Annotated in this window: 22 protein-coding genes and 1 pseudogene; 15 read left to right on the top strand and 8 right to left on the bottom strand. The window is 58.5% G+C overall.

Features of this window, described 5'->3' with window-relative positions:
• The first annotated feature begins 127 nt into the window (after positions 1–127).
• Genes AC1D1M_RS02385 through AC1D1M_RS02365 form a run of 5 tightly spaced genes read left to right on the top strand, consistent with a single transcriptional unit; the run spans position 128 to position 5,165 of the window.
• Positions 128–1,606 carry a c-type cytochrome gene (locus tag AC1D1M_RS02385; RefSeq protein WP_477774349.1) on the top strand — a complete coding sequence of 493 codons (1,479 nt, stop codon included), beginning with the start codon at positions 128–130 and terminating at the stop codon, positions 1,604–1,606.
• 43 nt (positions 1,607–1,649) lie between these two features.
• Positions 1,650–3,425, top strand: a complete 1,776-nt coding sequence (gene ctaD / locus AC1D1M_RS02380) for a cytochrome c oxidase subunit I (RefSeq protein ID WP_477774348.1) — start codon at positions 1,650–1,652, stop codon at positions 3,423–3,425.
• Positions 3,422–4,114, top strand: a complete 693-nt coding sequence (locus AC1D1M_RS02375) for a cytochrome c oxidase subunit 3 (protein ID WP_477774347.1) — start codon at positions 3,422–3,424, stop codon at positions 4,112–4,114. The genes ctaD and AC1D1M_RS02375 overlap by 4 nt, the downstream gene beginning before the upstream one ends.
• A 6-nt stretch (positions 4,115–4,120) precedes the next feature.
• Positions 4,121–4,834 (top strand): heme-copper oxidase subunit III family protein, encoded by a 714-nt coding sequence (locus tag AC1D1M_RS02370; RefSeq protein ID WP_477774346.1) that lies wholly within the window; start codon positions 4,121–4,123, stop codon positions 4,832–4,834.
• A 13-nt stretch (positions 4,835–4,847) separates the two neighbouring features.
• Positions 4,848–5,165 carry a cytochrome C oxidase subunit IV family protein gene (locus AC1D1M_RS02365; protein WP_477774345.1) on the top strand — a complete coding sequence of 106 codons (318 nt, stop codon included), beginning with the start codon at positions 4,848–4,850 and terminating at the stop codon, positions 5,163–5,165.
• Between the two features lie 32 nt (positions 5,166–5,197).
• On the opposite strand, the gene AC1D1M_RS02360 is transcribed toward AC1D1M_RS02365, so the two are convergent.
• The 3 genes from AC1D1M_RS02360 to AC1D1M_RS02350 all read right to left on the bottom strand — a co-directional run bounded on the left by AC1D1M_RS02360 (position 5,198) and on the right by AC1D1M_RS02350 (position 7,234).
• Complete coding sequence (locus AC1D1M_RS02360; RefSeq protein WP_477774344.1) at positions 5,198–5,758, bottom strand: magnesium transporter; 561 nt, start codon at positions 5,756–5,758, stop codon at positions 5,198–5,200.
• A gap of 151 nt (positions 5,759–5,909) precedes the next feature.
• The gene (locus tag AC1D1M_RS02355) at positions 5,910–6,200 is read right to left on the bottom strand and encodes a hypothetical protein (RefSeq protein ID WP_477774343.1); all 291 of its coding nucleotides are present in this window, start codon (positions 6,198–6,200) and stop codon (positions 5,910–5,912) included.
• 212 nt (positions 6,201–6,412) lie between these two features.
• The gene (locus tag AC1D1M_RS02350) at positions 6,413–7,234 is read right to left on the bottom strand and encodes a helix-turn-helix transcriptional regulator (protein WP_477774342.1); all 822 of its coding nucleotides are present in this window, start codon (positions 7,232–7,234) and stop codon (positions 6,413–6,415) included.
• Positions 7,235–7,330: 96 nt separating this feature from the next.
• On the opposite strand from AC1D1M_RS02350, the gene AC1D1M_RS02345 reads away from it, so the two are divergent.
• Both AC1D1M_RS02345 and AC1D1M_RS02340 read left to right on the top strand, forming a co-directional pair.
• Positions 7,331–8,287, top strand: a complete 957-nt coding sequence (locus AC1D1M_RS02345) for a threonine dehydratase (protein WP_477774341.1) — start codon at positions 7,331–7,333, stop codon at positions 8,285–8,287.
• Between the two features lie 110 nt (positions 8,288–8,397).
• Complete coding sequence (locus AC1D1M_RS02340; RefSeq protein ID WP_477774340.1) at positions 8,398–9,093, top strand: tRNA (adenine(22)-N(1))-methyltransferase; 696 nt, start codon at positions 8,398–8,400, stop codon at positions 9,091–9,093.
• Here AC1D1M_RS02340 and AC1D1M_RS02335 read toward each other — a convergent pair.
• The gene (locus AC1D1M_RS02335) at positions 9,074–10,114 is read right to left on the bottom strand and encodes a GlxA family transcriptional regulator (protein WP_477774339.1); all 1,041 of its coding nucleotides are present in this window, start codon (positions 10,112–10,114) and stop codon (positions 9,074–9,076) included. The genes AC1D1M_RS02340 and AC1D1M_RS02335 overlap by 20 nt on opposite strands.
• A 195-nt stretch (positions 10,115–10,309) precedes the next feature.
• Here AC1D1M_RS02335 and AC1D1M_RS02330 point away from each other — a divergent pair, with 195 nt between their 5' ends.
• The gene (locus tag AC1D1M_RS02330) at positions 10,310–11,101 is read left to right on the top strand and encodes a cysteine hydrolase family protein (protein WP_477774338.1); all 792 of its coding nucleotides are present in this window, start codon (positions 10,310–10,312) and stop codon (positions 11,099–11,101) included.
• Between the two features lie 101 nt (positions 11,102–11,202).
• Here AC1D1M_RS02330 and AC1D1M_RS02325 read toward each other — a convergent pair whose 3' ends face one another.
• Complete coding sequence (locus tag AC1D1M_RS02325; RefSeq protein WP_477774337.1) at positions 11,203–11,472, bottom strand: hypothetical protein; 270 nt, start codon at positions 11,470–11,472, stop codon at positions 11,203–11,205.
• Positions 11,473–12,213: 741 nt separating this feature from the next.
• Between AC1D1M_RS02325 and AC1D1M_RS02320 the strand changes: the two genes are divergently transcribed.
• The 3 genes and pseudogenes from AC1D1M_RS02320 to AC1D1M_RS02310 all read left to right on the top strand — a co-directional run bounded on the left by AC1D1M_RS02320 (position 12,214) and on the right by AC1D1M_RS02310 (position 14,366).
• Positions 12,214–12,864 carry a hypothetical protein gene (locus tag AC1D1M_RS02320; protein WP_477774639.1) on the top strand — a complete coding sequence of 217 codons (651 nt, stop codon included), beginning with the start codon at positions 12,214–12,216 and terminating at the stop codon, positions 12,862–12,864.
• A 599-nt stretch (positions 12,865–13,463) separates the two neighbouring features.
• Positions 13,464–13,811: pseudogene (locus AC1D1M_RS02315) on the top strand (OsmC family protein); the annotation flags it as partial.
• Positions 13,812–13,907: 96 nt separating this feature from the next.
• Positions 13,908–14,366, top strand: a complete 459-nt coding sequence (locus AC1D1M_RS02310) for a MarR family winged helix-turn-helix transcriptional regulator (protein WP_477774638.1) — start codon at positions 13,908–13,910, stop codon at positions 14,364–14,366.
• A gap of 63 nt (positions 14,367–14,429) precedes the next feature.
• On the opposite strand, the gene AC1D1M_RS02305 is transcribed toward AC1D1M_RS02310, so the two are convergent.
• The 3 genes from AC1D1M_RS02305 to AC1D1M_RS02295 form a co-directional block, all read right to left on the bottom strand.
• A complete protein-coding gene (locus tag AC1D1M_RS02305) occupies positions 14,430–15,404 on the bottom strand; it encodes an NADP-dependent oxidoreductase (RefSeq protein WP_477774336.1) in 975 nt (324 codons plus the stop codon).
• Between the two features lie 68 nt (positions 15,405–15,472).
• Positions 15,473–16,117, bottom strand: a complete 645-nt coding sequence (locus AC1D1M_RS02300; protein ID WP_477774335.1) for a Dabb family protein — start codon at positions 16,115–16,117, stop codon at positions 15,473–15,475.
• Complete coding sequence (locus AC1D1M_RS02295; protein ID WP_477774334.1) at positions 16,107–16,451, bottom strand: hypothetical protein; 345 nt, start codon at positions 16,449–16,451, stop codon at positions 16,107–16,109. The genes AC1D1M_RS02300 and AC1D1M_RS02295 overlap by 11 nt, the downstream gene beginning before the upstream one ends.
• A 188-nt stretch (positions 16,452–16,639) precedes the next feature.
• On the opposite strand from AC1D1M_RS02295, the gene AC1D1M_RS02290 reads away from it, so the two are divergent.
• The 4 genes from AC1D1M_RS02290 (at position 16,640) to AC1D1M_RS02275 (ending at position 22,926) form a co-directional block, all read left to right on the top strand.
• A complete protein-coding gene (locus tag AC1D1M_RS02290; RefSeq protein WP_477774333.1) occupies positions 16,640–17,647 on the top strand; it encodes an AraC family transcriptional regulator in 1,008 nt (335 codons plus the stop codon).
• Between the two features lie 88 nt (positions 17,648–17,735).
• Positions 17,736–18,788, top strand: coding sequence for a WD40/YVTN/BNR-like repeat-containing protein (locus tag AC1D1M_RS02285; protein WP_477774332.1), 1,053 nt, complete (start codon positions 17,736–17,738; stop codon positions 18,786–18,788).
• 17 nt (positions 18,789–18,805) lie between these two features.
• Positions 18,806–21,208: an efflux RND transporter permease subunit gene (locus AC1D1M_RS02280; RefSeq protein ID WP_477774331.1), complete on the top strand. Its 2,403-nt coding sequence runs from the start codon at positions 18,806–18,808 to the stop codon at positions 21,206–21,208.
• A gap of 155 nt (positions 21,209–21,363) precedes the next feature.
• Positions 21,364–22,926 carry a DUF1302 domain-containing protein gene (locus tag AC1D1M_RS02275; protein WP_477774330.1) on the top strand — a complete coding sequence of 521 codons (1,563 nt, stop codon included), beginning with the start codon at positions 21,364–21,366 and terminating at the stop codon, positions 22,924–22,926.
• The last annotated feature ends 16 nt before the right edge of the window (positions 22,927–22,942 follow it).

Raw genomic sequence — 22,942 nt, 5'->3', positions numbered from 1 at the left:
AAGCCGATGGCTCTATACTCCTTACTGACTTTACCGCCCGGACGGGTGGTATTTGTCTGCCCTGCTTGGACGTCAGTGGCGATGCTTTTGCATAACCAATGAACAACAGGAATAGGATGAAGAGGAAATGGCAATAGCAATTACCTTGATACTAATCGTTATTGCATCAGTGCTATTCCACATACTAGCGCCTTGGCAGGCGGCACCGGCAGCTTCCAACTGGGGGTCCATAGACACCACCCTGTTCATCACCCTGATCATTAGCGGAATTTTTTTCATTGCCATCACGGTTTTTATGGCAGTAGCGGTGATGCGCTATCGTCACAAGGAGGGTGCCCGGGCGGCCTACCAGCCAGAAAATAAAAAACTGGAATTATGGTTGATCATCGTTACCTCGGTAGGGATTGCCGGGATGTTGGCGCCAGGTCTGGTTGTTTACAACGATTTCGTCAGGGTGCCGAAAAGTGCTTACGAACTTGAAGTGGTCGCCCAGCAGTGGCAGTGGGCCTTTCGTTTTCCCGGTCAAGACGCAAAGCTGGGCAGATCGGATATCAAGTTTATTGATTCCACCAATCCCCTCGGCCTTGATCCCAAGGATCCGGTAGGGCAGGACGATGTGCTTGTCATCAATAATGAAGTTCACCTTCCACTCGATCGGCCGGTGAAAGTTTTACTGCGCGCTAAAGACGTTCTGCACGATTTCTATGTACCGCAAATTCGCAGCAAGATGGATATGGTGCCAGGGATGGTGTCGTACTTTTGGTTTACGCCGACTAAAACCGGAAAGTATGAAACCCTTTGCGCTGAATATTGTGGTGTAGGTCATTACAACATGCGCGGCCATATGATCGTGGAAGAGCAGGACGTCTTCGATCAATGGCTAAAAGGCCAACCGACTTTTGCGCAGACATTAGCGACAGCGGCCAGGCCCAGTCGAGACAGCGTGCTGGAAAAAGGCCGCCTGTTGGTCGAACAGCTTGGTTGCAAGGCCTGCCATAGCCAGGATGGTGGTGCCAGTCTCGGCCCGGGATGGAAGGGGCTGTATGGCCGCACTGAACAGCTTGCCGATGGCACCCGTGTGTTGGTCGATGAGGCCTACCTGAAAGAGTCGATTCTCGATCCGAAGGCCCGCCTGGTACAGGGCTACCCGCCGGTTATGGTGGCCTATACTCTCAATGACGATGAACTGGGTGCTGTCATCGCCCTGATCAAATCACTGGGTGCTGCGCGGCAAGGCGATGAACCTTCTACTGGTGAAGCGTCGGGGCCGGGTGACGACCTGGCGGCGCAGGGACAGCGGCTCGCCGGATCGCTCGGTTGTCTAGCCTGCCACAGTGTTGATGGCAACAAGGGCGTCGGCCCCGGCTGGCAGGGCCTGTATGGCAAGACGGAAACCCTTGCCGACGGTACGAGCGTAAAGGTCGATGAGGGCTATATCAAAGAATCGGTTCTTCATCCCAACGCCAAAATCGTCAAGGGCTATGCAGCCGTCATGCCGGCCTTTGCTCCAAGTGACAAGGAGCTGGATGCACTGATCGCTTTTATCAAACTCAAAGCGAATACTGACGCTGATGCGAGCAAGGCGGAGCCAGGGAAGTCGCCGTAAAGCAGCCTGAAATACACTGAAACTTCGGCAGGAGGATGACGTGATGGCCTATGCGGAGCAAGCCGAGACAGAAGCACTGCACGAGCCCAAAAGTTTCCTGACCAAATACATCTGGAGTCAGGACCACAAGGTCATAGCCATTCAATATTCCTTGACGGCTCTGTTCGTGGGTCTTATCGCTTTGGTGTTGTCCGGCTTGATGCGCATGCAGATTGGCTTCCCCGGTAGTTTGGCGTTCATGGATGCCAGTACTTACTATCAGGCGATGACCATGCACGGCATGATCATGGTCATTTACTTGCTGACGGCCTTGTTTCTGGGTGGCTTCGGCAACTATCTGATCCCACTGATGGTGGGCGCCCGCGACATGGTCTTCCCCTATGTCAACATGCTGAGTTACTGGACCTACCTGCTGGCGGTACTGGTGTTGCTCGCCGGTTTCTTTGTTCCTGGCGGCCCCACGGGGTCGGGCTGGACGCTCTATCCGCCACAGTCCATTACTCAGGGGACACCGGGGGTCGAGTGGGGCATCGTACTGATGCTCGTCTCACTGGCGATTTTTATTGTCGCAACCACCATGGGCGGGTTGAACTACGTCACCACGGTATTGCAGGCGCGCACGCACGGCATGACATTGTTTCGCATGCCGCTCTCGGTATGGGGAATCTTCATGGCCTCGATCATGGCCTTGCTGGCCTTCCCGGCGTTGTTTGTCAGTGCGGTCATGATGCTGTTTGACAAGCTATTGGGTACCAGCTTCTTTATGCCGGCGATGATCTCGCTGGGGCAGCAGCTCGGTCACCAGGGTGGCAGCCCGATATTATTCCAGCACCTGTTCTGGTTCTTCGGCCACCCGGAGGTCTACATCGTAGCTCTCCCTGCGTTTGGTCTGGTCTCCGACTTGATCAGCACGCATGCGCGTAAAAATATCTTCGGCTACCGAATGATGGTGTGGGCCATTATCGCGATTGGCGTACTCAGTTTTGTGGTCTGGGCGCACCATATGTATGTCAGCGGAATGAACCCGTACTTTGGCTTTTTTTTCGCCGTCACCACCTTGATCATCGCGGTGCCGACCGCGCTGAAAGTCTATAACTGGGTATTGACCCTGTGGCGGGGCGACATCCATCTGACCGTGCCGATGCTGTTTGCCCTGGCCTTTATCGTCACCTTCCTGGTCGGCGGTCTGACCGGGTTGTTTCTCGGCAATGTGATCGTGGATATACCGCTCTCGGACACTTATTTCGTCGTGGCCCACTTTCATATGGTCATGGGGGTCGCACCGGTACTGGTGGTGTTCGGCGGCATTTATCACTGGTTTCCGAAAGTGACCGGGCGCATGACGAACGACATCCTGGGCAAGCTGCACTTCTGGATTACCTTTCTGGGCACCTACGCCATCTTCTTCCCCATGCACTACCTGGGTTTCCAGGGCATGCCACGCCGCTACTACGCCTATGAAAACTACGCGTTCATCCCGCAGTCCGCGCAAGAGTTGAATGCTTTCATTACGGTGGTCGCATTGACCGTCGGGGTTTCCCAATTGCTGTTCTTGTTCAACCTGGCCTGGAGTGTGTTCAAAGGCAAGCCCGCAGGCAGTAATCCCTGGGGCGCGGCCAGCCTGGAATGGCAAACGCCGAACACCCCGCCGATACACGGTAACTGGGGAGAGAAGTTGCCGGTCGTGCATCGCTGGGCCTATGACTACAGTGTGCCGGGGATAGAACAGGATTTCGTTCCGCAAACAGTTTCCGCCGAGGAACTGGAGCAGCTTCGACAGCTCGGCGCCGGAACCAAAATAGCGGACGTTAAAACATGAACAGGCTGCTATTGAAAAACGCCGACAGCGCTGACCCCGGCGGCAGTTGGAGTCGCGACCCTGAGGGTATTCAGGCCGCCGAGGGTGCCAATAGAAGCCAAATCGCAAGAGTAGGCCTGCGCTTGTTTCTGGGGGTGGTGAGCTCGTTATTCTTCCTCTTCCTGATCGCCTTTATTGCCCGTTCTCAAATGGCCGACTGGCTACCCCTGACAGAGCCTTTGGCGCCGTTAGGCAATCTCCGGCCGCTCTGGTTGAATTCGGCTTTTCTGGTATTGAGTTGCATCGCACTGCAGTGGTCGCGTATGGCCGCCCGAAAGGCTCGGCTGGGCGCAACCGTGATTGGTTTTGCATTGGGGGGCGTCTTTGCAATTGCCTTTCTGGCGGGGCAACTCTGGGTCTGGCAGCAGTTTGTCGCCTGGGGCTACTTTGTCGCCAGCAATCCGGCCAACAGTTTCTTCTACCTGTTGACCGGCCTGCATGGGCTCCACCTGCTGGGCGGGCTGATCGCCTGGTGCTGGATCGTCGCTAAATTCCTGCGTCATGTGCCACTGGCACAACTTGGCGCCAGCGTAGAGCTCTGTGCCATCTATTGGCATTACTTGTTGGGTCTTTGGTTCGTGCTGTTCGCGCTGCTGGCCAGCACGCCGCAAACCTATGAAGCCATCGCCAGATTCTGCGGCCTGAGGTGAACAGCCATGGCATTGCACCCGCAAGCTCAAGTCGAATCCAGCTCATCCAATCCACCAGGTTCGCCACCTGCACCGGGATGGCAGGGCATCGCCAGCGACTGGGCCTCGGATAAAGAGGCCTTCAAGCAGGTGCCCTGGGGCAAGGCGATGATGTGGATATTCCTGCTCAGCGATACGTTTATATTCACCTGTTTCCTGACCGGCTACATGTCGGTACGCATGACCATCACCAGCGCCTGGCCGAACCCCAGTGAAGTGTTCGCATTGACGATCGGCGGCAGGGAAATCCCGCTTATTCTGATCGCCATCATGACCTTTGTGCTGATCAGCAGCAGCGGCACCATGGCCATGGCCGTCAATTTCGCCTATCGCCGTAACCGCGCGAAAACCACGGCCCTGATGCTGGCGACCGCTGCCCTTGGGGTGACTTTTGTCAGCATGCAGGCATTTGAATGGACCAAGCTCATCGCAGAAGGGGTGCGTCCCTGGGGGAACCCCATGGGGGCGGCGCAATTTGGTGCCAGCTTTTTCATGATTACCGGTTTTCACGGACTGCATGTGTCAATCGGCGCCATCTACCTCAGCATTGTGGCGTTGAAAGTTTTGCGGGGAGATTATGAGCGCTCCGGAAACTATCAGAACGTCGAGATAGCCGGGCTTTATTGGCACTTCGTGGATTTGGTGTGGGTGTTTATTTTTGCTTTCTTCTATTTGTGGTAGAGGAGCACGGGTGATGGCACATGCTCAGGGTCAGCAACATCCAATCAGTTTGTACCTTAAAATCTGGGCGCTGTTATTCGTCCTCAGCACGCTGTCGTACCTCGTCGACTATTTCCACTTCCATGGCTACCTTCGCTGGTCCCTGATTATCACTTTCATGTTGTTGAAGGCAGGTTTGATTGTCTCCATCTTCATGCATATGGCCTGGGAGCGGCTGGCCATGGTCTATGCCATATTGGTGCCACCTTTGTGTTTACTGGTGCTCGTCGGACTCATGGCCACCGAGGCAGACTATGTTTTCCTCAGCCGGGTCATTTTCTTTGGCCAATAAGCCGCTTTCGGATGGCCTTGAGTCTCCAGGCGTTAACCCGATATCACTCGCTTGAACTGATGCCATTTGTGCTGCCAGGCCACTGTCCAGTGGGGGGCTGCCGTTCCCGTGCCGGCGATCGTCAACTTTGGATGATGTCCGATTACCTGGTCCAATACCGATTCTTGATCCGGTTCAACATCCACGAAGAAGATATGTTTGCCCTCTTTTACCGCCTGCTTGAAATTGCGGAAGTGAGTGTTCGGCACCTGGAACCCAAAAAAACCGCCTTCCCAGATGCAGAAGCCCAAAATAACAATGGCAAGGAAGATAATAGGCATCCAGCCTGCGGCGGATTCGGTCCAGCCCATCCAATAGGCGCCACCCAGGACCAGTGCTGCGAGGGGCACACCGATCAATGCACCAATCTCACCAGAGTGAACAGCATCTTGCTCCATTAACGAGTTAACCTCGTGGAGGTGATGTTGTTCAACGTCAGCAACTTTTTCACTGAGCACATGAATCTGTTCGGAATTGATGCCGCTGGCTTCCAATTCATTTTCAACGTTTTCGAGATCGTTGAGATTGTCACTGATGTAATAGTGTCGATTCATGCCACACCTCCCAACTCGTGTTTGCTGTAGACCTCCTTTGTCCGGCAGCTGTTAACCAGGATTTACAGTCGGTATCTTTACCGTGGGGAACGTTGCACACTTCATGCAATCTGAAAAAAAGTATAGCACTCGCCAGCATGCGGATCGGTCGCTAATTGATCTGCACAATGACGGGACCTTCCGTTACGATCGGCGGGTTCGCGTGGATATTCGAGGTGTTTTTCTGAATCCAGTCACGCGCGACTTTCAAGCTCGCATCACTGCCGGCCTTGTCTACGCAAACAGTGATCGACGTACCACCGTCACCCGTATTGAGCAGTGTGTAGCTTACGAGGCCAGGCACTGTCCGCAGGGTCGCGTCGATGTCGACTTTGCGCTCTTCCAGAAGCTCGAAAAGCTGCTTTGCTCCCGTACCCAGGTAGGTTCTTATCACCGCGTACATAGTCGTCTCCTTTGGGAGTACCGTCTTGATGCCAATCCAGATCCGTTGATGGCCGCAATCACCCAAGTTTCAGTTCGCCCTGATTTAATAAGCTTAGCCAAACGCCGGCGACAATCGAAATGCAACGACCACCGGCCACTCTCGGCCGATTTCTGCCTGTCAGCAAAGGCAGGCAGAAATCAGCCCATTGCAAACATCAAAATAACCCGGCGCTAACCGAACCTTGAACTTTGACGCAACTGCGCCGGACTCACTCCAAGGCGTTGCTTGAAGGTGGTCGCCATGTGCGCCTGGGAGTTGAAACCGCAGGCGTAGGCGATCTGCGTCAGCGTGGCAGTCGAATCGCGCATCAGGGCTCGGGCCTTGGCGAGGCGTCGGTCGATCAGGTAACCATGCGGGCTTTTGCCTGTGGCGTTTTTGAATGCCCGCATGAAATATCCCTCGGACAATCCAAGCAGTCCCGCCATCGCCGGTACGCTCAACGGGCCATCGAGGCCAGCATCAATGAACTCATCGAGCAAGCGCATCCGGTTACCGGTTATCGAGCCATGGGGCGGTGTCGACACGGCTTCGCTACCCGTCGCCCGCTCAGACAAGGCGAGTGCCCAGGCCTCCCAATCGTCCTCCACGGACGCGTGCAACAGCGCGGCGCGCATTCTCCGTGCGAGGGCAGTGGCCTGCTGATCGATGCGGTTGTTGAAGGCACGATCCCCCACCAACGCAACACCGTCGGTGCGCATAACCCGTAGGTATTCACCGCCTTTGGGTGATTCGGACAACACGTCACACCCGGCGGGGATGAACGCCAGGCCGTTGGGCATGGCATCGAAGGGATGTACCCGGTCGCTGCCGATAGCGTGCAGGCCTCGCTGGCTGTCGAAGGCAAAGCCAATCCCGGCCTGGGTCGCGACATATCGGGTCGCGTAGGCGCAAACGGGGAGCAATTCGATCGCCCAAGGTCCGGCCTCGATACGGCGGACCGGTTCGGAGGGGAGCGTTGGCGGCAGGCGATTTCGATGATTCATGGGCAACATAGTAGTGAAGAGGGGGCACAAAAGTCAGGTCAGTTTTCTGAAAGCCGGAATACTGCGCCCGTGCTCAGACTGGGCAAAATCTCAGGAGGACAATTCATGCACAGACTGACTCGCGACGATATCGAACAGGCCGCTCGCAACGTTTATCAGGTCATGCCTGCCACCGCCCAGTACCCTTGGCCCTTGCTGGCTCGGCGGTTGGGTTGCACGGTGTGGGTCAAGCACGAAAATCACACGCCTACCGGTGCTTTCAAAGTGCGCGGTGGTATCACCTTCATGCACTGGCTCAAACGCGAGCACCCAGGCTCGAAGGGTATTGTTAGCGCTACCCGCGGCAACCATGGCCAGAGCCTGGCGCTGGCGGCTGGCGCATTGGGTTTGCAAGCGTTGATCGTAGTGCCGCAAGGTAACTCGGTAGAAAAGAACAACGCCATGCGCGGCTTTGGCGCTGAAGTGGTCGAGTATGGGCGCGATTTCGATGATGCCCGTGAAGAGGCTGCACGCCTTGCGCACGTGCATGACCTGTTCCTGGTTCCGCCGTTTCACACCGAGCTGGTCAAAGGCGTCGCCACTTATGCGCTGGAGCTGTTCAACGCGGCGCCGGACCTGGATACCGTTTATGTACCGATTGGCTGTGGATCGGGGATTTGTGGGGTGATCGCCGCCCGCGATGCGCTGGGCCTGAACACCCGGGTGGTGGGTGTGGTTTCCACGGAAGCGGCGGCCGCACAGTTGTCGTTTGACACCGGAGTCCTATGCGAAACCGCCTCGGCAACCACCTTTGCCGACGGTCTGGCCGTACGCAAGCCGGTGCCTGAGGCCTTTGCCGTCTACGCGCAAGGTGCGGAGCGGATTGTAGCGGTCAGTGATGCGCAGATTGCCGAGGCCATGCGCGTGTATTACACCGATACCCACAACCTGGCTGAAGGGGCCGGTGCGGCGGCGCTGGCAGCGCTCATTGCGGAGCGTGAAACCATGTCGGGAAGAAAGGTGGGTGTGATTCTATCCGGTGGCAACGTCGACAGATCGGTGTATGCGCAAGTGATTGCATGAAGGGGCAATGACCTTGGTCACATAAATTTGAAATGCACGGCGTTGCTCGACACAATCGCGCCCCGATCCGGCCAAAGGCGCCGGACGTTCGTGGTGAAAAGGGGCCGCAGTTGAACGAACAGACATTGTCCATGCGCCTGGAGCGCGTGGCGGCACATGTGCCAGCCGGCGCGCGCCTGGCCGATATCGGCTCGGATCACGGCTACCTGCCAGTGGCATTGATGCGCCGTGGCGCTATCGCAGCGGCGGTGGCCGGTGAGGTGGCGTTGACGCCGTTCCGTTCGGCCGAACGTACCGTGCGCGAGAACGAGCTGGACCCGCAGATCACCGTGCGCCTGGCCAACGGCCTTGCGGCAATCGAACCGGGAGACGGGATCACGGCGGTCAGCATCTGCGGTATGGGCGGCGAAACGATCCGCGACATCCTCGACAACGGCAAGGCGTACCTGAACGGTCAGGAGCGCCTGATCCTGCAACCCAACGGCGGCGAGCAGCCACTGCGCCTATGGCTGATGGACAATGGCTATCGCATCCTCTGCGAGGAAGTGCTGCGGGAAAATCGTTTCGACTACGAAATCATCGTCGCCGAGCGCGCCGGGCCGGTGATCTACACCGCCCAAGAGCTGTATTTCGGCCCGTTGCAGATGCAGGCCCGCAGTCCGGCGTTCCTGCTCAAGTGGCAGCGCAAGTTGCGCCAGAAGCACAAGACCCTGAGCCACTTGGCCCGGGCGCAGCAGGCAGTGCCCGAGGAGACGGTGCAGGACATCGCGCGCCAGGCCCGGTGGATCACCGAATTGCTGGCTTGAGCCCGATCCGGGGTTCGTACGCGTCGTCGCTTATTCCGGCGATGGGTCCAGCTTTTTTCCCGGACCCATTGCCTTTGGCCTGGCGGGCGCTGCGACGCAGTTCTTGTGGCGTGCGCCCTACGACTCGGACGAAGCTGCGCAGCATGTGATCGGCATCGCCGAATCCGAAGCACCTGGCGATCTCCTCGAAAGTCTGGTGCCCGTCCTCAACCAGTGGCCGTGCCGACTCGATACGCAGGCGCTCGATAGCTTTCGCCGGCGTCACCCCGACCGATGCTGCGAACACGCGGCCAAACTGGCGCACGCTCATATGTGCAACGTCGGCCAGGCGTTCAACTGACAGGTCATCACGCAGATGATCGCGCACGTGGCTCAGCACCGTGCGGATCCGATCCGAGCCTGGGTCGAAATCCAGCAGCGAAGAGAACTGATACTGACCACCGGGTCGCCGATAGTAGACCACCAGCATGCGCGCGACGGAGCGTGACACGTCCTTGCCCAGGTCCTGTTCGATCATCGCCAGGGCCATGTCGATGCCAGCCGACATGCCTGCGGACGTCCAGACATTGCCGTCTTCGGTCCAGATACGATCTCCGTCCACGCGCAGCGCCGGATAGCGTGCCTGCAATTGCGGCGCGTAGTTCCAGTGCGTGGTCGCGACACGACCGTCGAGCAGGCCGCTCTCGGCGAGCAGGAAGGCGCCGGTACAGACGCTGGCAGTGCGGCGCGAGCGCGGGGACATCTGCCGTATTGCCGCTGCCATCGGCATCATCCGGTCATCGATCGGAGCGGTGGGGGCGCCGACGATGATCAGCGTGTCGAGCTGGTCGACAACCTGCAGGGCTTGCGTCGCGACTTGCAGTCCGCTCGAAGCGCTGATCAATCCGCCTTCAAGCGAAGCGACCGTGAATCGATAGCCCGAAGCGCGCGCACGATTGGCGTTGGAGAAGGCTTCGAGCGGGCCGCTCAGATCCAGCAAGACGAAGCCCGGGTAAACCAGGAAGCATATGTGACGTTGCATGCACGGGACATCCAAGGTCTGAATGGGGCGCCATAGTATGCGCTTGCTGTCTGGAAGGTCACGGGGCGCATCGAGCCCATCCGCCTCATGCAAGGTGCCTGAGCTTGTCGGCCGAAATCCAGGGATATATGTCCATTTCGTGCCGTCTTCTCGCCGTACCGTAAATGCACCACCCCCACATTGCGGACGTGCAACATGACCTTCAACCGAATTCATCCCGCCAGACTCATCTCCTGCGCCACCTTGCTGGGGGCTATCCTGATGGCGCCCGGCATTGGCTTCGCCGCCGAGAATCCTTACGCCGATCCGGCCAAACCCGCGCTCCCGGCCTCCACGTTTCAATGGGATTCCAGTCGAACCGCGCTGGTCGTGATTGACCCGCAGATCGACTTCATGAGCCCGGAAGGTGCGGGCTGGTCAGTCTTCGGCCAGAGCGTTACGGAGCAAAATCTGGTCCCTCACCTGAACCGGCTTTTCACGGCGTTCAAGCAGGCCGGAGCGACGGTGGCCATTTCGCCGCACTACTACTATCCCCACGATCACAAATGGGAGTTTGAGGCGCCGGCGGAAACCGTTCAGCACAAGCTGGGGCTCTTCGATCGCAAGGGCGCATTGACGCTGGATGGCTTCCGTAACTCGGGGGCCGACTTCATGCAGGAGTTCAAACCCTTCATCGAAGACGGCAAGACCATCGTCGCCTCACCGCACAAGTTGTATGGCCCGCAAAGCAACGACCTGATGCTGCAGTTGCGCAAGCAGCGGATCGACAAAATCGTCCTTGCCGGCATGGCCTCCAACCTGTGCGTCGAATCACACCTTCGCGAGTTCCTGGAGCGCGGTTTCGAGGTGGTTGTCGTACGTGACGCTGTCGCCGGCCCGAAGCTGCCTGACGGCGACGGATACGGTAGCGCACTGGTCAATTTCCGCTACATCGCCAACGGTCTGATGACGACCGACGAAGTCGTGAAAAAGCTGGAAGGGCGCTGATCCCCGGTATGCCCCATCTGCTGACCAGACACGGGAGTCCTTGTGGCTCCCGTGCCCGCTGACTGACATGGAATGACCCCATGTGCGAAGGATCGACCTTGTCACTCTTCCTCTCTGAGTGCATGGATCCGCCCATAGCGCAGCGGCACCAGATTGGGCAGTCGATAGCGGTTGGACTCTTCGAGGAGTTTGATATGGTCGCGGTGTTTGCTCGGTGGTTTCCATTCGGAGTGAGCCGAATGGGGCAGACGTTCGCGTAATTGCTCACCTGCGAACAGACGCTCCTTGCGCGAGAGAAAGACCGAATCGTCACCGGTGTCGTCCGAAGGCTTGGCCAAGCCTTCGGCAGATTTGCTTTTGCGGGGGGGCATGTCCACTCATTTGCTCAACGAAGTCTGACTCGCTCGGGCACAGGATCTGGTAATGCGACTGTTCCATCAGCCCCGGGGCGCGCGTGCACTGGCATCCTGGTAAGTGTCGAAGCTGTTTTTCAAGCGTAGCAGTTCCGATCCTGGACGCTGTATTGCCAGTACTGAGTGTGCGCTCGATTCGAAGTGGTTTTCGGATGACTGCAGGTGACTCGATCTTGCCGGTGACAGGTAGGCAATTTTCGCCATTGGTCGGGTCTGGCGACGAAAGTTCAGCGCAAAAGCGGTTTTTTTTTCGGCGTGGAACAAAAAACGATTCAGCGGCGTAGCGACGCGGGTTTCAGCCAAAGAAGCAAGTGTCCCCAAGTGCTGGAAACAGTACCGTTTGTCGATGTTTGTGCTCAAAAAATGAACGATCGGGATATGCTGGGCTCTGATTTCCCAGCAGGCGGATCCTTAGGATCCCGCTGCACTCACTAGAAAAATGGACGTATACCTCATCTGCATTGAATGGAATGCACATGGGGATTTTTTTTACCTGAGACCTGGAGTGATAGTATGCCGTCATCACTGACTCGCTGGGCGAGTCGCTCTCTCTTGTAAGACCCAATTATTTTAGTTGCTTCAATCAATGCGAACTTGATCGTGTAGGCGCAATTAATTAATTAATTAATTCGCATGCCTGGGGCATGGTCAGTTTGCACTGCCGCAATAAGTGGAGATGTAGTCTTGGATATTAATACAATGATCGGCCTGATCGGCCAGAAAGAATCCATGGAGTTTTTGCGTTTAGGCGTAGTGTACGTTCACCTGTTGGCTTGCTGCGTAGCTATCGGTCTGGTGTTTGCCAGCGATGTCGCAATGGTCAAGGATTTACTGAAAGGTCGTGTGTCGTCGGGACACGATAATGAACATATGGCCAGTCTTCAGAAGTCTGTTGCCAACGCGTTGATATTCTTGTGGGTGACTGGCGCTGCGATTATAGGTATTGATTACCTTGATAAAGGCATGACCTATTTTGCCAATCCGAAACTTCAAGCCAAAGTCATTATTGTATTGTTGCTGACGTTCAACGGCATGTTGTTGCACCGCTATGTATTGCCGGCAATGCTGAAGGCCGGGTCGCTGCTTGATCTCCATGTCAATGTGCGAATGTTTGCCCTGTTCTCTGGCGCACTGTCGGGCGTGTCCTGGCTGTATGCCGCCATGCTCGGTGTCGGTCGACCGCTGGCCTGGAAGTATTCGCTCACCGAGTTGCTGATGGCGTATCCGGTGTTGATCGTGCTCGGCTTTGCGATGATGGTGGCGTTGACTCAGTGGGCCCGCAATCGCAACGAGGCAACGTCCGCTCAGGAGACTACGTGGCTGTTCGCGGGAATTCCTGCGCTGCGCTGAGCTGACGAAAATCCAGGTAAAGACGGGTAAAACCGTTTGATCCTTTGAAACATCAGACCCCCTCCTGGCGAGGGGGTTTTTTGTGCGTGTGGGTATCAGGAAGTCAAAGAAAACCGGCTCGATTGGCCGGTTTTTTTTCGAGTGAAATACGTCCATTTCATCTTAGCGCCAAAGAGTTGATCGTCCTGCGTGAAAGCGATCCGAAGGGCGTAACCAGAGGTCCCCGAAGGGCCGGACGGTGGAATCCGATCATCCTTTCGGCAAGGGGGAGGGTAGCGGAGTTGACCTCGCGTCTACCGCTCATCGCCAAGGCATAAAATAAGCTTTGACATCATAGGGGCTTTGGTTGAGGATTCATCTATCGCATGCGATCTAGTCGAATGCGACAGTAATCAACAACAACCCTTGCCGTTTGGAGATTCAGCCATGAACACCGGAAGCAGCCGCAAAATGTTTATCTCTACCGCTCAAGCCTCCCATGGCCAAAACGGCAACAACTGGATCATTGCACACGCCAATTTCTGAACGCTGTCTTTTTAAATGTCAAATATGCCGCATGCGATAAAATCGCATGAATGTTAAATCCTGAGGAAATCCCCATGAGCAAAATCGAAAAAGTACTGGCTACCGGCAAAACCCACACCACTCGCAGCGCTGTTGGCGGTCACAACGGCAACCTCGATATCGAACTGTCGTCACCGGGTTCCGCCCAACCGGCCCATGTTTTTGCCGCCGTCCAGCCGCACCCGAAAGCCGAGCAACTGTTTGCCGGGGCCTGGTCAGCCTGCTACACCGCGGCAGTGGGGCTGGTGGCCCAGGAGCGCAATATTGTGTTGCCGTCGGATATGGCCGTCGACATAGAAGTGGACCTGGGCCAGACTGGTCCGGCCTATTTCCTTCAGGCACGACTGACCCTGCGAGTGCCAGGGCTGGCACACGATGTCGCGCGGCCCCCCCCCCCCGTCGGTGTTTATGCGCACTTCCGATACCATCGCGTACGACGTATAGTTTCAGTCTTGCAAGACTGGCCAAAGAGAACGTCCATGAAAAACACCGACAAGACATCCGCCCTGGATCTCAAACTCTCCGATTTCCTGTGTTTTGCGGTCTATTCAGCCAACCTGGCCTTCGGCAAAGCCTACAAGCCGATGCTTGAGCGGCTCGGCCTGACCTATACGCAATACATCACCCTGGTTGCGCTGTGGGAGGAGGACAACCAGACCGTTGGCAGCCTCGGCGAAAAGCTGTTTCTCGAATCCAATACCCTCACGCCGATCCTGAAGAAGCTGGAAGCGATGGGTTATTTGCTGCGCCAGCGCGACCCGGAAGACGAACGCCAGGTGCGGATCAATCTCACCAAAGAGGGGCGAAAACTGCGTGAAGGCCTCTCCGAAGACGGCTTCCCGCAAACCGGTCTTGACCCCGACGACTTCGTACAAATGCAGAAGGCCATTGTGAAGTTACGGGGCAATCTCATTCGGTCGACGAAAGACAGGGAGTAAGTCGTACCGAGTCAAGTGAGTGGCCCCGGATATCCGAGGTGCACCCTGCAGAGAAACCCTTCCTTATTCTGCAACCTGCAAAACCAGCTTCACTTTGGCGTTGCCACTCTGGAGCCGGTCATGGGCTATTGCTGCGTGTTCCAGCGGCAGAACTTCAATGCGTGGCGGCTGGACCCGGCCGCTTGTCAGCAAGGCGGCGATTCTGCCGAGTGGCGCACCGCTGGGCATCTTGCTGTAGGTCACCGCAGTACGCAGGCCACGTTGTGCTGCGCCAACGTGATCCGGGCCTGTATCTCCTTCGGCCAGCGTCAATATCGAGACCAGCATGCCCCCCGGCCGCAGCAGGTCCAGGCTGTCAGGCAAACTCCCGCACCCGACGCAATCGAGCACCAGATCCACGCCGTCAGCAGACCACTGGCGAGTGGCGGCAAGAATATCCTGTGTGCGGTAGTCGATGCTGAGTTCACACCCCAGGGACTCGACGTAGCTGCGATTGGTGGCACCACAGGTTGCCGCGACCTGCGCTCCAGCGACTTTCGCGAACTGGATCGCGAAGTTGCCGACGGCTCCGCCACCACCATGAATCAATACCTTCTGACCTTTTTCCAGGCCGCCATCCTCGAACAGTCCGGCCCAGGCCGCCAATGCGGGCGTCGGCACCGCCGCCGCCTGGGCGAAGTTGAGGCTATCGGGCATTTGCACCACCGAGTCCTGGGAAACACTGACGAACTCGGCATAGGATCCCCACTTTCCGGCACCGACATCACTCTGGGCAAAAACCCGTGTGCCCTCGGGAAAACCGGAAACCCCTTCACCGGTTTCCACGACTGTCCCGGCCAGGTCGAAGCCCAGGACAAAAGGAAAGGTGTAGGTGATGAAATGGCTGAGATAGCCTTGGCGACATTTCCAGTCCGCCGGATTGACGCCTGCGCAATGGACACGAATCAACACTTCTCCAGGCCCTGGCTCGGGCCGCGGGACTCGGGACAGCTGCAATACCTCGGAACTTCCCAGGCGATCTATCACTACTGCGCGCATCGTTGTACCTCTCTCTGGAGTCGTTTTATAAAAAAGGGTAGTAGGGCCGCGACGCTGCGATGCCCGAGTCATCGCAATGCCTTTCTATTAATAGGCTGTGTCAGGAGGCTGGTTGTCTGCGCACAGAAGGCATGGGCAATCGTTTCCACGGTCCATTCGGGAAACTCCGGATCGAACCAGCGATCGACCCAGCCCCAATGGAACGGATGGGTCAGGTACTCACCCAACAGCCCGTCGACGCTGGCGAACTCCTGCTGCCAGACGTGCGTCCAGGCGCTGTCCGAGCAAACGCGGCTCAACTGCCAGTTGCCGATGTTCGCGATATACGCCGGCATACGCAGCAGGTCTTGTTCCAGCGCCGCGACAAGGTTGCGGTCCTGGTCCGGGCGTACTCGAAACAACAAGGTGCGCCAGATACCGTTTTCCAGGCCCACGGCACGCTGGCCGCCGCCGATTCGCCGGTAAGCCAGGCGGTCGACGCGTGCAAGGGCGGGCAATTGCGTGAGGCCATTGGCGGTACTGGTCTGGTATGCATCGCTGACAAAGGACAAGTCCAGGGTGAAGTCGCCAGCGCCCCAGCTGCCTTCAAGGTTGCGGCCCAGATTGAAATGGCTGAGGCCGGGCAAGTGTTTCAGGTGATGCTGCAATTCATCCTGCAGCGCCTCGGGCGCGATGCCGGGGTTGAGGTAAAGCTGCACGGTTTCATTCCACATGCTGTGGTACCTCGGGTCTGGCCAACGGCTGATCGGCATCGCCCAACACATGCCGCTTTCGATGCTCGCTGAGTTTGTTCACGGCGGCCCAGAACTCCGGCACTTCGGCGCCGGCGCCCAGGCGCATGCCGTAGTAGCCCCACACGTCGGGCACTTGCCACAGCAACCAGAGTCGGTTGCGCTCGCCAGGCATAGCAACGGGTGGCGAGACCCAGCGCTGTAGCAACGTCAGCCCACGGGGGCCTGCATTGGGCAGGTAACGCTGGTCCAGCAAGGTCAGCACAGTGGGCAGGTGTTCGGCGTCGAGGAGGATTTCGTCGAGTATCTGGATCATGGCTTGCCTGTACTGTGATCCGGCGTCAGGCTGGCATGGCCTGGCAAACGGGTAATCGCGAAAGTCATTCTTTGAGCGCTCCGATGATTCGTTTGGGTCGGACGCCATTAATTCACAGGCTTTTTTGCAGCACCGTCACCGGTTCAATCAGTAACCGCTACTACACCGATCAATTTGAGAGTTGGACGATGGTTTTGCGATCACCACAGGCCGTTCGTGTACCCCATGGGCTGAGCACTCGATTGCTTGATGAATTGCAGCGCAATAGCCTGCCCGGCGCCCGCAAGCGCGGGGCCGACCGGGCGCTCTCGGCCGACGGCTTCGTGAAGCTGTTTCGCGAGGCCATCGAACAGCTCGAAGCCCAGGTGGCCAAGGGCGAGAGCCATCCACCGATGCGCAAGCAGGAAGTCGACCTGATGTGCCGTTGCCTGCTCAGTTGCGGCACCCTCGGCGAGGCGATCGATTGCGCCGCCGAATTCTGTGCAATGTTGCTGCCCCGTGCCGGCAAACTGAGCCTGGAGCGACGCGGTGAAAAAGCCGTTTTTCACATGGACTCGCTGCGCCGCACACGCAGCTCCGCCGCCTGCCTGGTCGACCTGACCGGGCTGTTCTGCTACTTGCAGTTGTTCGCCTGGCTGACCGGCAACACCCTGCAGGTGGACAGCGTGTTTCTCGCGCATCCCAAGCGCGAAGACGCCATGCCCTTTCTCGGCCTGTTCGACGCGCCGGTCGCGGTCGGCAAACGCACTTATGGCTTCAGCTTCGAGGCCAGCCTGCTCACGCGTCGGGTCATCCGCCAGCCTGTGGAGCTGGGCGCGTTCCTGGTGGACTTTCCCTTTCGCCTGGTCGGCGCCGCACCCAGCGTGGTGTCTGTGACGCAACAGGTTCGCGGGTTTCTCGAGGCGGCGCTGGGCCACGCGCAGGAACTGCCGACCCTGGGCGCGATCGCCACGGCGCTGGGGTTCAGCGAGCCGACCTTGCGCCGCCACCTGGCGGCCGAAGGTGTCAGCTACCAGCAACTGCGCCGGCTGTGTCTGTGCGAGACGGCGCAGCGCTGCCTGCGCGACACCGACTGGACCATCAACCGGATCGCCGATCATCTGGGCTTCAGCAGCGAGGCGGCGTTTCGCCGCGCGTTCCAGGATTGGACCGGACAAGCCCCCAGCCGCTATCGCGCGAATACCAACAGCGGCTAGCCGAAACCATCGTCTAATCGGACGATGGTCGGCCCTGCGCGGCGCGGCTCTACTGGTGTCAATCGAACAGCCAGTAGGAGCAGCAGGAATGGGCAGTGAACAGCAATGCCGTGTGCCGGTCAGCAACCGGCAAACCCCGGTCGAGCTGAACGTCGGTGGCCGGTGCGGCCAATCGCGAACCTGGCTGGGCCTGTGTCTGGTTGGCATGGTGGCCGCGGGTTCGGTCGCCTCGTTTCTGCCTCGCCCCATCCCGGTGGCGCCACCGACCCAGGCACAACCGCAGCAGATGTTGATCAACGGCGTGGCTCAAGCGGGCGCCAACCTGGTGGCCGCCGGCGAGTTGGGCCACCTGTTCGTCAGCCCGGATGCAGGCCGGCAGTGGGACGAGGCAACCGTCAGCCCGCAACGCGGTTCGACCCTGACCCAGGTGTTCTCTGCCAACCAGGCGCTGGTCCTGGCGGTCGGACACGATGGCTGGATCCTGCGCAGTGACGACGCCGGCCAAAGCTGGAAGGAAACCAACTTCGACGGCGAAACCGGTAATGCCTTGATGAGTGTCTGGGGAAATCCCGCCGGTCCGTTCTTTGCCGTTGGCAGTTTTGGCGACTTCCTCGTATCGACCGACCAGGGCCAGACCTGGCAAAAGCGCAACGTCGGTTTGGGCGATCGGCATCTGTACGGCGTAGCCGGTGCCGGTCCCGACAGGATGATGCTGGTCGGCGAAAGCGGCCTGGCCGCGCGCTCCACCGATGGCGGTCAGCACTGGACCCGCCTGAGCGGTTTTTACACGGGCAGCCTGTTCGGTCTGATGGCCTTGTCGGGCAACCACTGGCTAGCCTATGGCATGCGCGGCAAGGTGTTTCGCAGCACTGACTTTGGTCAGTCCTGGACAGCGATCGAGTCGGGCACGGAACGGGCGCTATACGGCGGCACGCTGACCCGCGATGGCCGTGTGGTGCTGGTCGGGGAGGGCGGTGTGGTCATCGTTTCAGTCGATCGCGGCGAAACCTTCCAGTTGCTGCACGCCGGTGGCGGGCTCAGTTTCTCCAGTGTCGGCGAGACCGCTGACGGGCGCCTGATTTACACCGGGCAGCAGGGCATGGCATTCGAAAATCCACCCTTGGCAACGTCGAATCAGTGACGGATGCGAGCACTCTCATGAATAACAATAAAACGCTGCTGATCGACCGTTGCGCCGACCTTTTGATGGCTCACCGACGCTGGTTGCTGCCGCTGTTTGTCGTCTTGACCGTGGTGTTTGCCGGCATGGCAACACGGATCAAGCTCGACCCGGGGTTCTACAAAATGATTCCCCTGCAACACCCTTACATGCAGACATTCGTCCAGTACCTGGACGCGTTTCCGGGGGCCAACCGGGTGTTGTTCAACCTGCGCTGGAAAGGCGAGGGTGACATCTACAACCCGGTGTTCCTCAAGACGCTGCATGCGGCAAGCGATGAGGTGTTTTTCATCCCGGGGGTCGAGCGTACTCGGGTGTCGTCCTTGTTCACCCCGGACACTCGCTATGTCGAAGTGACCGAACAGGGCTTCTACGGCGATGTGGTAGTACCGGCACGTTTCAGCGCCAGCCCGGCGGACCTGGACGTGGTGCGACGCAACGTAGCGCGATCCGGGGTGATCGGCCGCCTGGTGCAGAACGATTTGAAGGGCGCCCTGATACGTGCCGATTTGCAGGAAATCAATCCGCAAACCGGGCGCAAGGTGGATTACGCCGAAGTCGCCGCCGCCCTGGACAAAATCCGCGACAAGTACGCCAGCGAGCAGATCGAGGTCAACGTCATCGGTTTTCCGGTACTGATCGGCGACATCATCACCGGCCTGTCCAGTGTCTTAGCCTTCTTCCTGGTGGCCTTTGTGATCACCACGGTGTTGCTGTTTTTCTACTGTCGTTCCCTGCGCTTGACCTTGCTGGCGCTAACGGTGGCACTGCTGCCAGTGATCTGGTTGCTCGGGTTGTTGCCATTGATTGGCTTTGGCATCGATCCGATGTCGATTCTGGTGCCGTTCCTGATCTTTTCCATTGGTGTTTCCCATGCCGTGCAGATGACCAACGCCTGGAAACTTGAAGTGCTGGCCGGTGCCGATTCGCTGACGGCCGCCCACACCTGCTTCCGGCGCATCTTCGTACCCGGTGCCCTGGCCTTGTTGGCCAACGCCCTGGGGTTTGCAGTGATCATGCGCATTCAGATCGACAGCGTCCGTGAGCTGGGGATCATGGCTTGCCTGGGCGTGTTGCTGATGATCGTCACCAACAAGATGATGCTGCCGATCCTGTTGTCGAACATGCGCCTGGAGGATTCTGCGCGGAGTGCCAGGGTTGCCGCGGGCGGGCGCCATCGGCTCTGGTGGGCGCTCTCCGCCGTGACCCGGCCGGGGCCGGCGCTGTTGGTGATCGGTGTGTCCCTGAGCTTGTTGGCGGTGGGCATTGTCGAGTCGCGCAAACTGGTGGTCGGGGACATCGGTAGCGGAGCGCCGGAATTGCGCGACGGCTCCCGGTACAACGTCGACAGCCACAGTATCGTCGACCACTACGCGATTGGCGTTGATGTGCTGACGGTGGTGGTCGAAGCGAAGCAGTTCGCTGGCGATGACGCCTGCCTGCACTACGACGTGATGAACGCAGTGGACAGGTTCGCCACCTTCCTGCGCGGCGTGCCGGGTGTGCAGTCAGTGGTCAGTGTGCCGGACCTGGCCAAGGTCGGCATCGCCGCCAACAACGAAGGCAATCCGCGATGGTCGGCCTTGCCGCGCAGCAGCCAGGCCCTGCAACAAGGTGCCGAGGCGTACAACCCGGACATGGGCATGAACACTCAGGGTTGTTCGGCCATGCAGGTGTTGATCTACACCCAAAACCACGAGGGTGCGACGCTTGCCCACCTGACCCGGGAGATCAAGCGCTACATCGCCCTGCAAGCGCACGACGAAGCCAGTACCGGGTTGCGCATCGACCAGGCCTTCAAGCTGGCAGGCGGCAACGCCGGGGTGATGGCCGCCACCAATGAAGCCGTCGAAAAAGCCGAAGTGGAAATGCTCGTGGCGATCTTCAGTGCAATCACCCTGATGTGCTTTTTGACCTTTCGCTCCTGGAAGGCGGTGCTGTGCATCATCGCGCCGCTGGCCGTGGTATCGGTGCTGTGCAATGCCTTGATGGCCGTGTTGGGGATCGGCCTGAAAGTGGCGACGTTGCCGGTGGTGGCCCTGGGCGTCGGGGTCGGGGTGGACTATGGGATCTATCTGTTCGAACGGGTCGAGCATCAGCTCGAACGGGCAGGGGTGGATTTGCGCACGGCCTTTTATGAAGCCTTCCGTCAGCGTGGCACTGCCGCGGTGTTCACCGCCGTGACCATGTCGATTGGCGTGGCGACCTGGGCCTTTTCCCCTCTCAAGTTTCAGGCGGACATGGGCCTGCTGCTGGCCTTCATGTTCCTGGTCAATGTATTCGGTGCCGTCCTGTTGCTGCCGGCGCTGGCCTGTTGGTTGACCGTGGGCCGGCGACGCACGGTTTCTGCTGCGCAGATGCGAACACCCGTCGCCCGATAGCCGGGCGACACGCAAAAAAACCATCCTCTGAAGAAACCTTTTTCCGGTAGCGCAATGGCGTTCTGACCGTGGGCGTCGCTGCGCGAAAAAAACGTAAATCACGGTCGTTACAGGACAACAACAACTCACAAGAATGTCCCAGTGGAGCTGTCTAGATGAAACATGAAAAACCAGAGGCCAGGCGCAGCATGCTGTCGCGCCATTTCAAGTTGAGCTGCGTGACGTGTGCCTTGACCACGTTTGCCTTGCCATCCGTACAGGCAGGCACATTCGAGTTCGGTGACGGGATCGAAGCGGACTACCTCACGACGCTTAACTATGCCCTCAACACCCGGACGGAAAAACAGGCTCACCAGTTGCTGAACAACATCAACGGTGACGACGGTGACCGCAACTTTGACCGCGGCAGCTTCTTCAACAGTCGCGTCAGCGCGCTTGGCGAACTGAACATTCACAAGGGTGACAATGGTGTCCTGCTGCGGGGCTCGACCTTCTACGATTTTGCCTACAACAGTTCCAACGACAACGACTCGGCCGCGACCATCAACAAGTTGGGTGCGGTCGATCATTTCACCTCCCAGGCGCGCGATCGTAGCGGCACTCGCACGCGCCTGCTCGACGCATATGCGTACACGACCCAGACCGTAGGCGACAACGGCTACCTTGACCTGCGCCTCGGCAATCAGGTCGTCGCGTGGGGTGAAAGCCTGTACATCTCCGGTATATCCGGGGTGCAGGGCCCCGTCGATGCAACCAAGACCAACATTCCAGGCACCGAGATCAAAGAAGTCCTGCTGCCTGAACTGCAAGCCTCCGGCAAGTTCACGATCAACGACCTGACCTTGCTCGGCTATACCCAATTCAAAAATCATCCTTATGAGTTGTCACCCGGTGGCGACTATTTTTCCTATGCCGACATGATCGGGCCTGGCTCTGACTTCCTGCGCCTGGCGCCCGGTGATCTCGCGACACTGGCGGCGTCCGGAGGAGCGCTGACCCGAGGCCCGAGCGAAAATGCCCGTGATGGCGGGGAGTGGGGCGTCGGTGCCCGCTACAAAGTCACGCCATTTACCGAAGTGGGGCTGTACCGCCTGCGCTACCACGATCGCACCCCCAGTGTGATCACCGATTTTGCGACGCTCAGCTACCACCTCAAATACTTCGAAGACATCGACCTGACCGGCGCCAGCCTCTCCACCCGGCTGGGTGATTGGCAGGTGTCCGGCGAGGTCAGTTTCAAGGATGGTACGCCGCTGGTGACCAAAACCGGTGTCTCTCGCGGCAGTGCCACCCAAGTGCAAGTGTCGGCATTGAAAACCTGGGGTAATACCTGGATTTCACCCCAAGCGAGTTTTTCCGGCGAGGTTGGCGCGGTCCACGTCAACGACGTCGACGAAGGTGGGCTCTCCAGTCTGGCCTACGATCGCAACGCACAATTTGGCCAGTTCAACGTCACCCTGACGTACCCCAACGTGTTCGTGGGCTGGGACATGGACGTGCCCTTCACCTATGGCCGCTCCTTCAACCAATCGGCCGTCAGCTCCTTTGGTTTCGGCGGCGACGGGGACTCACGCGCCAGTCTCGGTGGCGTGTTCAAGTACCTGAACAACCTCCAGCTGGGTGTGACCTACAACGCCTATCTCGGCTCGGCAGACCCGTTGGAAAAGCCGCTGGCCGACCGCGACTTCGTCGCGATCAACATCAAATACAACCTATAAGATCCATCAGGAGAGC

Source organism: Pseudomonas sp. P1_F7 (genome assembly GCF_056405655.1).
Note: the sequence above shows the minus strand (reverse complement) of the source record. Positions and strands in the feature narration are given on the sequence as shown.

What these genes read in the sequence shown, in the direction of transcription:
- AC1D1M_RS02285 (WP_477774332.1), top strand. Translation starts at nt 17,736, where the DNA reads ATGGGCAGTGAACAGCAATGCCGTGTGCCGGTCAGCAACCGGCAAACC.
- ctaD (WP_477774348.1), top strand. Translation starts at nt 1,650, where the DNA reads ATGGCCTATGCGGAGCAAGCCGAGACAGAAGCACTGCACGAGCCCAAA.
- AC1D1M_RS02295 (WP_477774334.1), bottom strand. Translation starts at nt 16,451, where the DNA reads ATGATCCAGATACTCGACGAAATCCTCCTCGACGCCGAACACCTGCCC.
- AC1D1M_RS02275 (WP_477774330.1), top strand. Translation starts at nt 21,364, where the DNA reads ATGAAACATGAAAAACCAGAGGCCAGGCGCAGCATGCTGTCGCGCCAT.
- AC1D1M_RS02360 (WP_477774344.1), bottom strand. Translation starts at nt 5,758, where the DNA reads ATGAATCGACACTATTACATCAGTGACAATCTCAACGATCTCGAAAAC.
- AC1D1M_RS02320 (WP_477774639.1), top strand. Translation starts at nt 12,214, where the DNA reads ATGATCGGCCTGATCGGCCAGAAAGAATCCATGGAGTTTTTGCGTTTA.
- AC1D1M_RS02365 (WP_477774345.1), top strand. Translation starts at nt 4,848, where the DNA reads ATGGCACATGCTCAGGGTCAGCAACATCCAATCAGTTTGTACCTTAAA.
- AC1D1M_RS02290 (WP_477774333.1), top strand. Translation starts at nt 16,640, where the DNA reads ATGGTTTTGCGATCACCACAGGCCGTTCGTGTACCCCATGGGCTGAGC.
- AC1D1M_RS02280 (WP_477774331.1), top strand. Translation starts at nt 18,806, where the DNA reads ATGAATAACAATAAAACGCTGCTGATCGACCGTTGCGCCGACCTTTTG.
- AC1D1M_RS02345 (WP_477774341.1), top strand. Translation starts at nt 7,331, where the DNA reads ATGCACAGACTGACTCGCGACGATATCGAACAGGCCGCTCGCAACGTT.
- AC1D1M_RS02305 (WP_477774336.1), bottom strand. Translation starts at nt 15,404, where the DNA reads ATGCGCGCAGTAGTGATAGATCGCCTGGGAAGTTCCGAGGTATTGCAG.
- AC1D1M_RS02375 (WP_477774347.1), top strand. Translation starts at nt 3,422, where the DNA reads ATGAACAGGCTGCTATTGAAAAACGCCGACAGCGCTGACCCCGGCGGC.
- AC1D1M_RS02385 (WP_477774349.1), top strand. Translation starts at nt 128, where the DNA reads ATGGCAATAGCAATTACCTTGATACTAATCGTTATTGCATCAGTGCTA.
- AC1D1M_RS02350 (WP_477774342.1), bottom strand. Translation starts at nt 7,234, where the DNA reads ATGTTGCCCATGAATCATCGAAATCGCCTGCCGCCAACGCTCCCCTCC.
- AC1D1M_RS02325 (WP_477774337.1), bottom strand. Translation starts at nt 11,472, where the DNA reads ATGCCCCCCCGCAAAAGCAAATCTGCCGAAGGCTTGGCCAAGCCTTCG.
- AC1D1M_RS02300 (WP_477774335.1), bottom strand. Translation starts at nt 16,117, where the DNA reads ATGTGGAATGAAACCGTGCAGCTTTACCTCAACCCCGGCATCGCGCCC.
- AC1D1M_RS02370 (WP_477774346.1), top strand. Translation starts at nt 4,121, where the DNA reads ATGGCATTGCACCCGCAAGCTCAAGTCGAATCCAGCTCATCCAATCCA.
- AC1D1M_RS02330 (WP_477774338.1), top strand. Translation starts at nt 10,310, where the DNA reads ATGACCTTCAACCGAATTCATCCCGCCAGACTCATCTCCTGCGCCACC.
- AC1D1M_RS02355 (WP_477774343.1), bottom strand. Translation starts at nt 6,200, where the DNA reads ATGTACGCGGTGATAAGAACCTACCTGGGTACGGGAGCAAAGCAGCTT.
- AC1D1M_RS02335 (WP_477774339.1), bottom strand. Translation starts at nt 10,114, where the DNA reads ATGCAACGTCACATATGCTTCCTGGTTTACCCGGGCTTCGTCTTGCTG.
- AC1D1M_RS02310 (WP_477774638.1), top strand. Translation starts at nt 13,908, where the DNA reads ATGAAAAACACCGACAAGACATCCGCCCTGGATCTCAAACTCTCCGAT.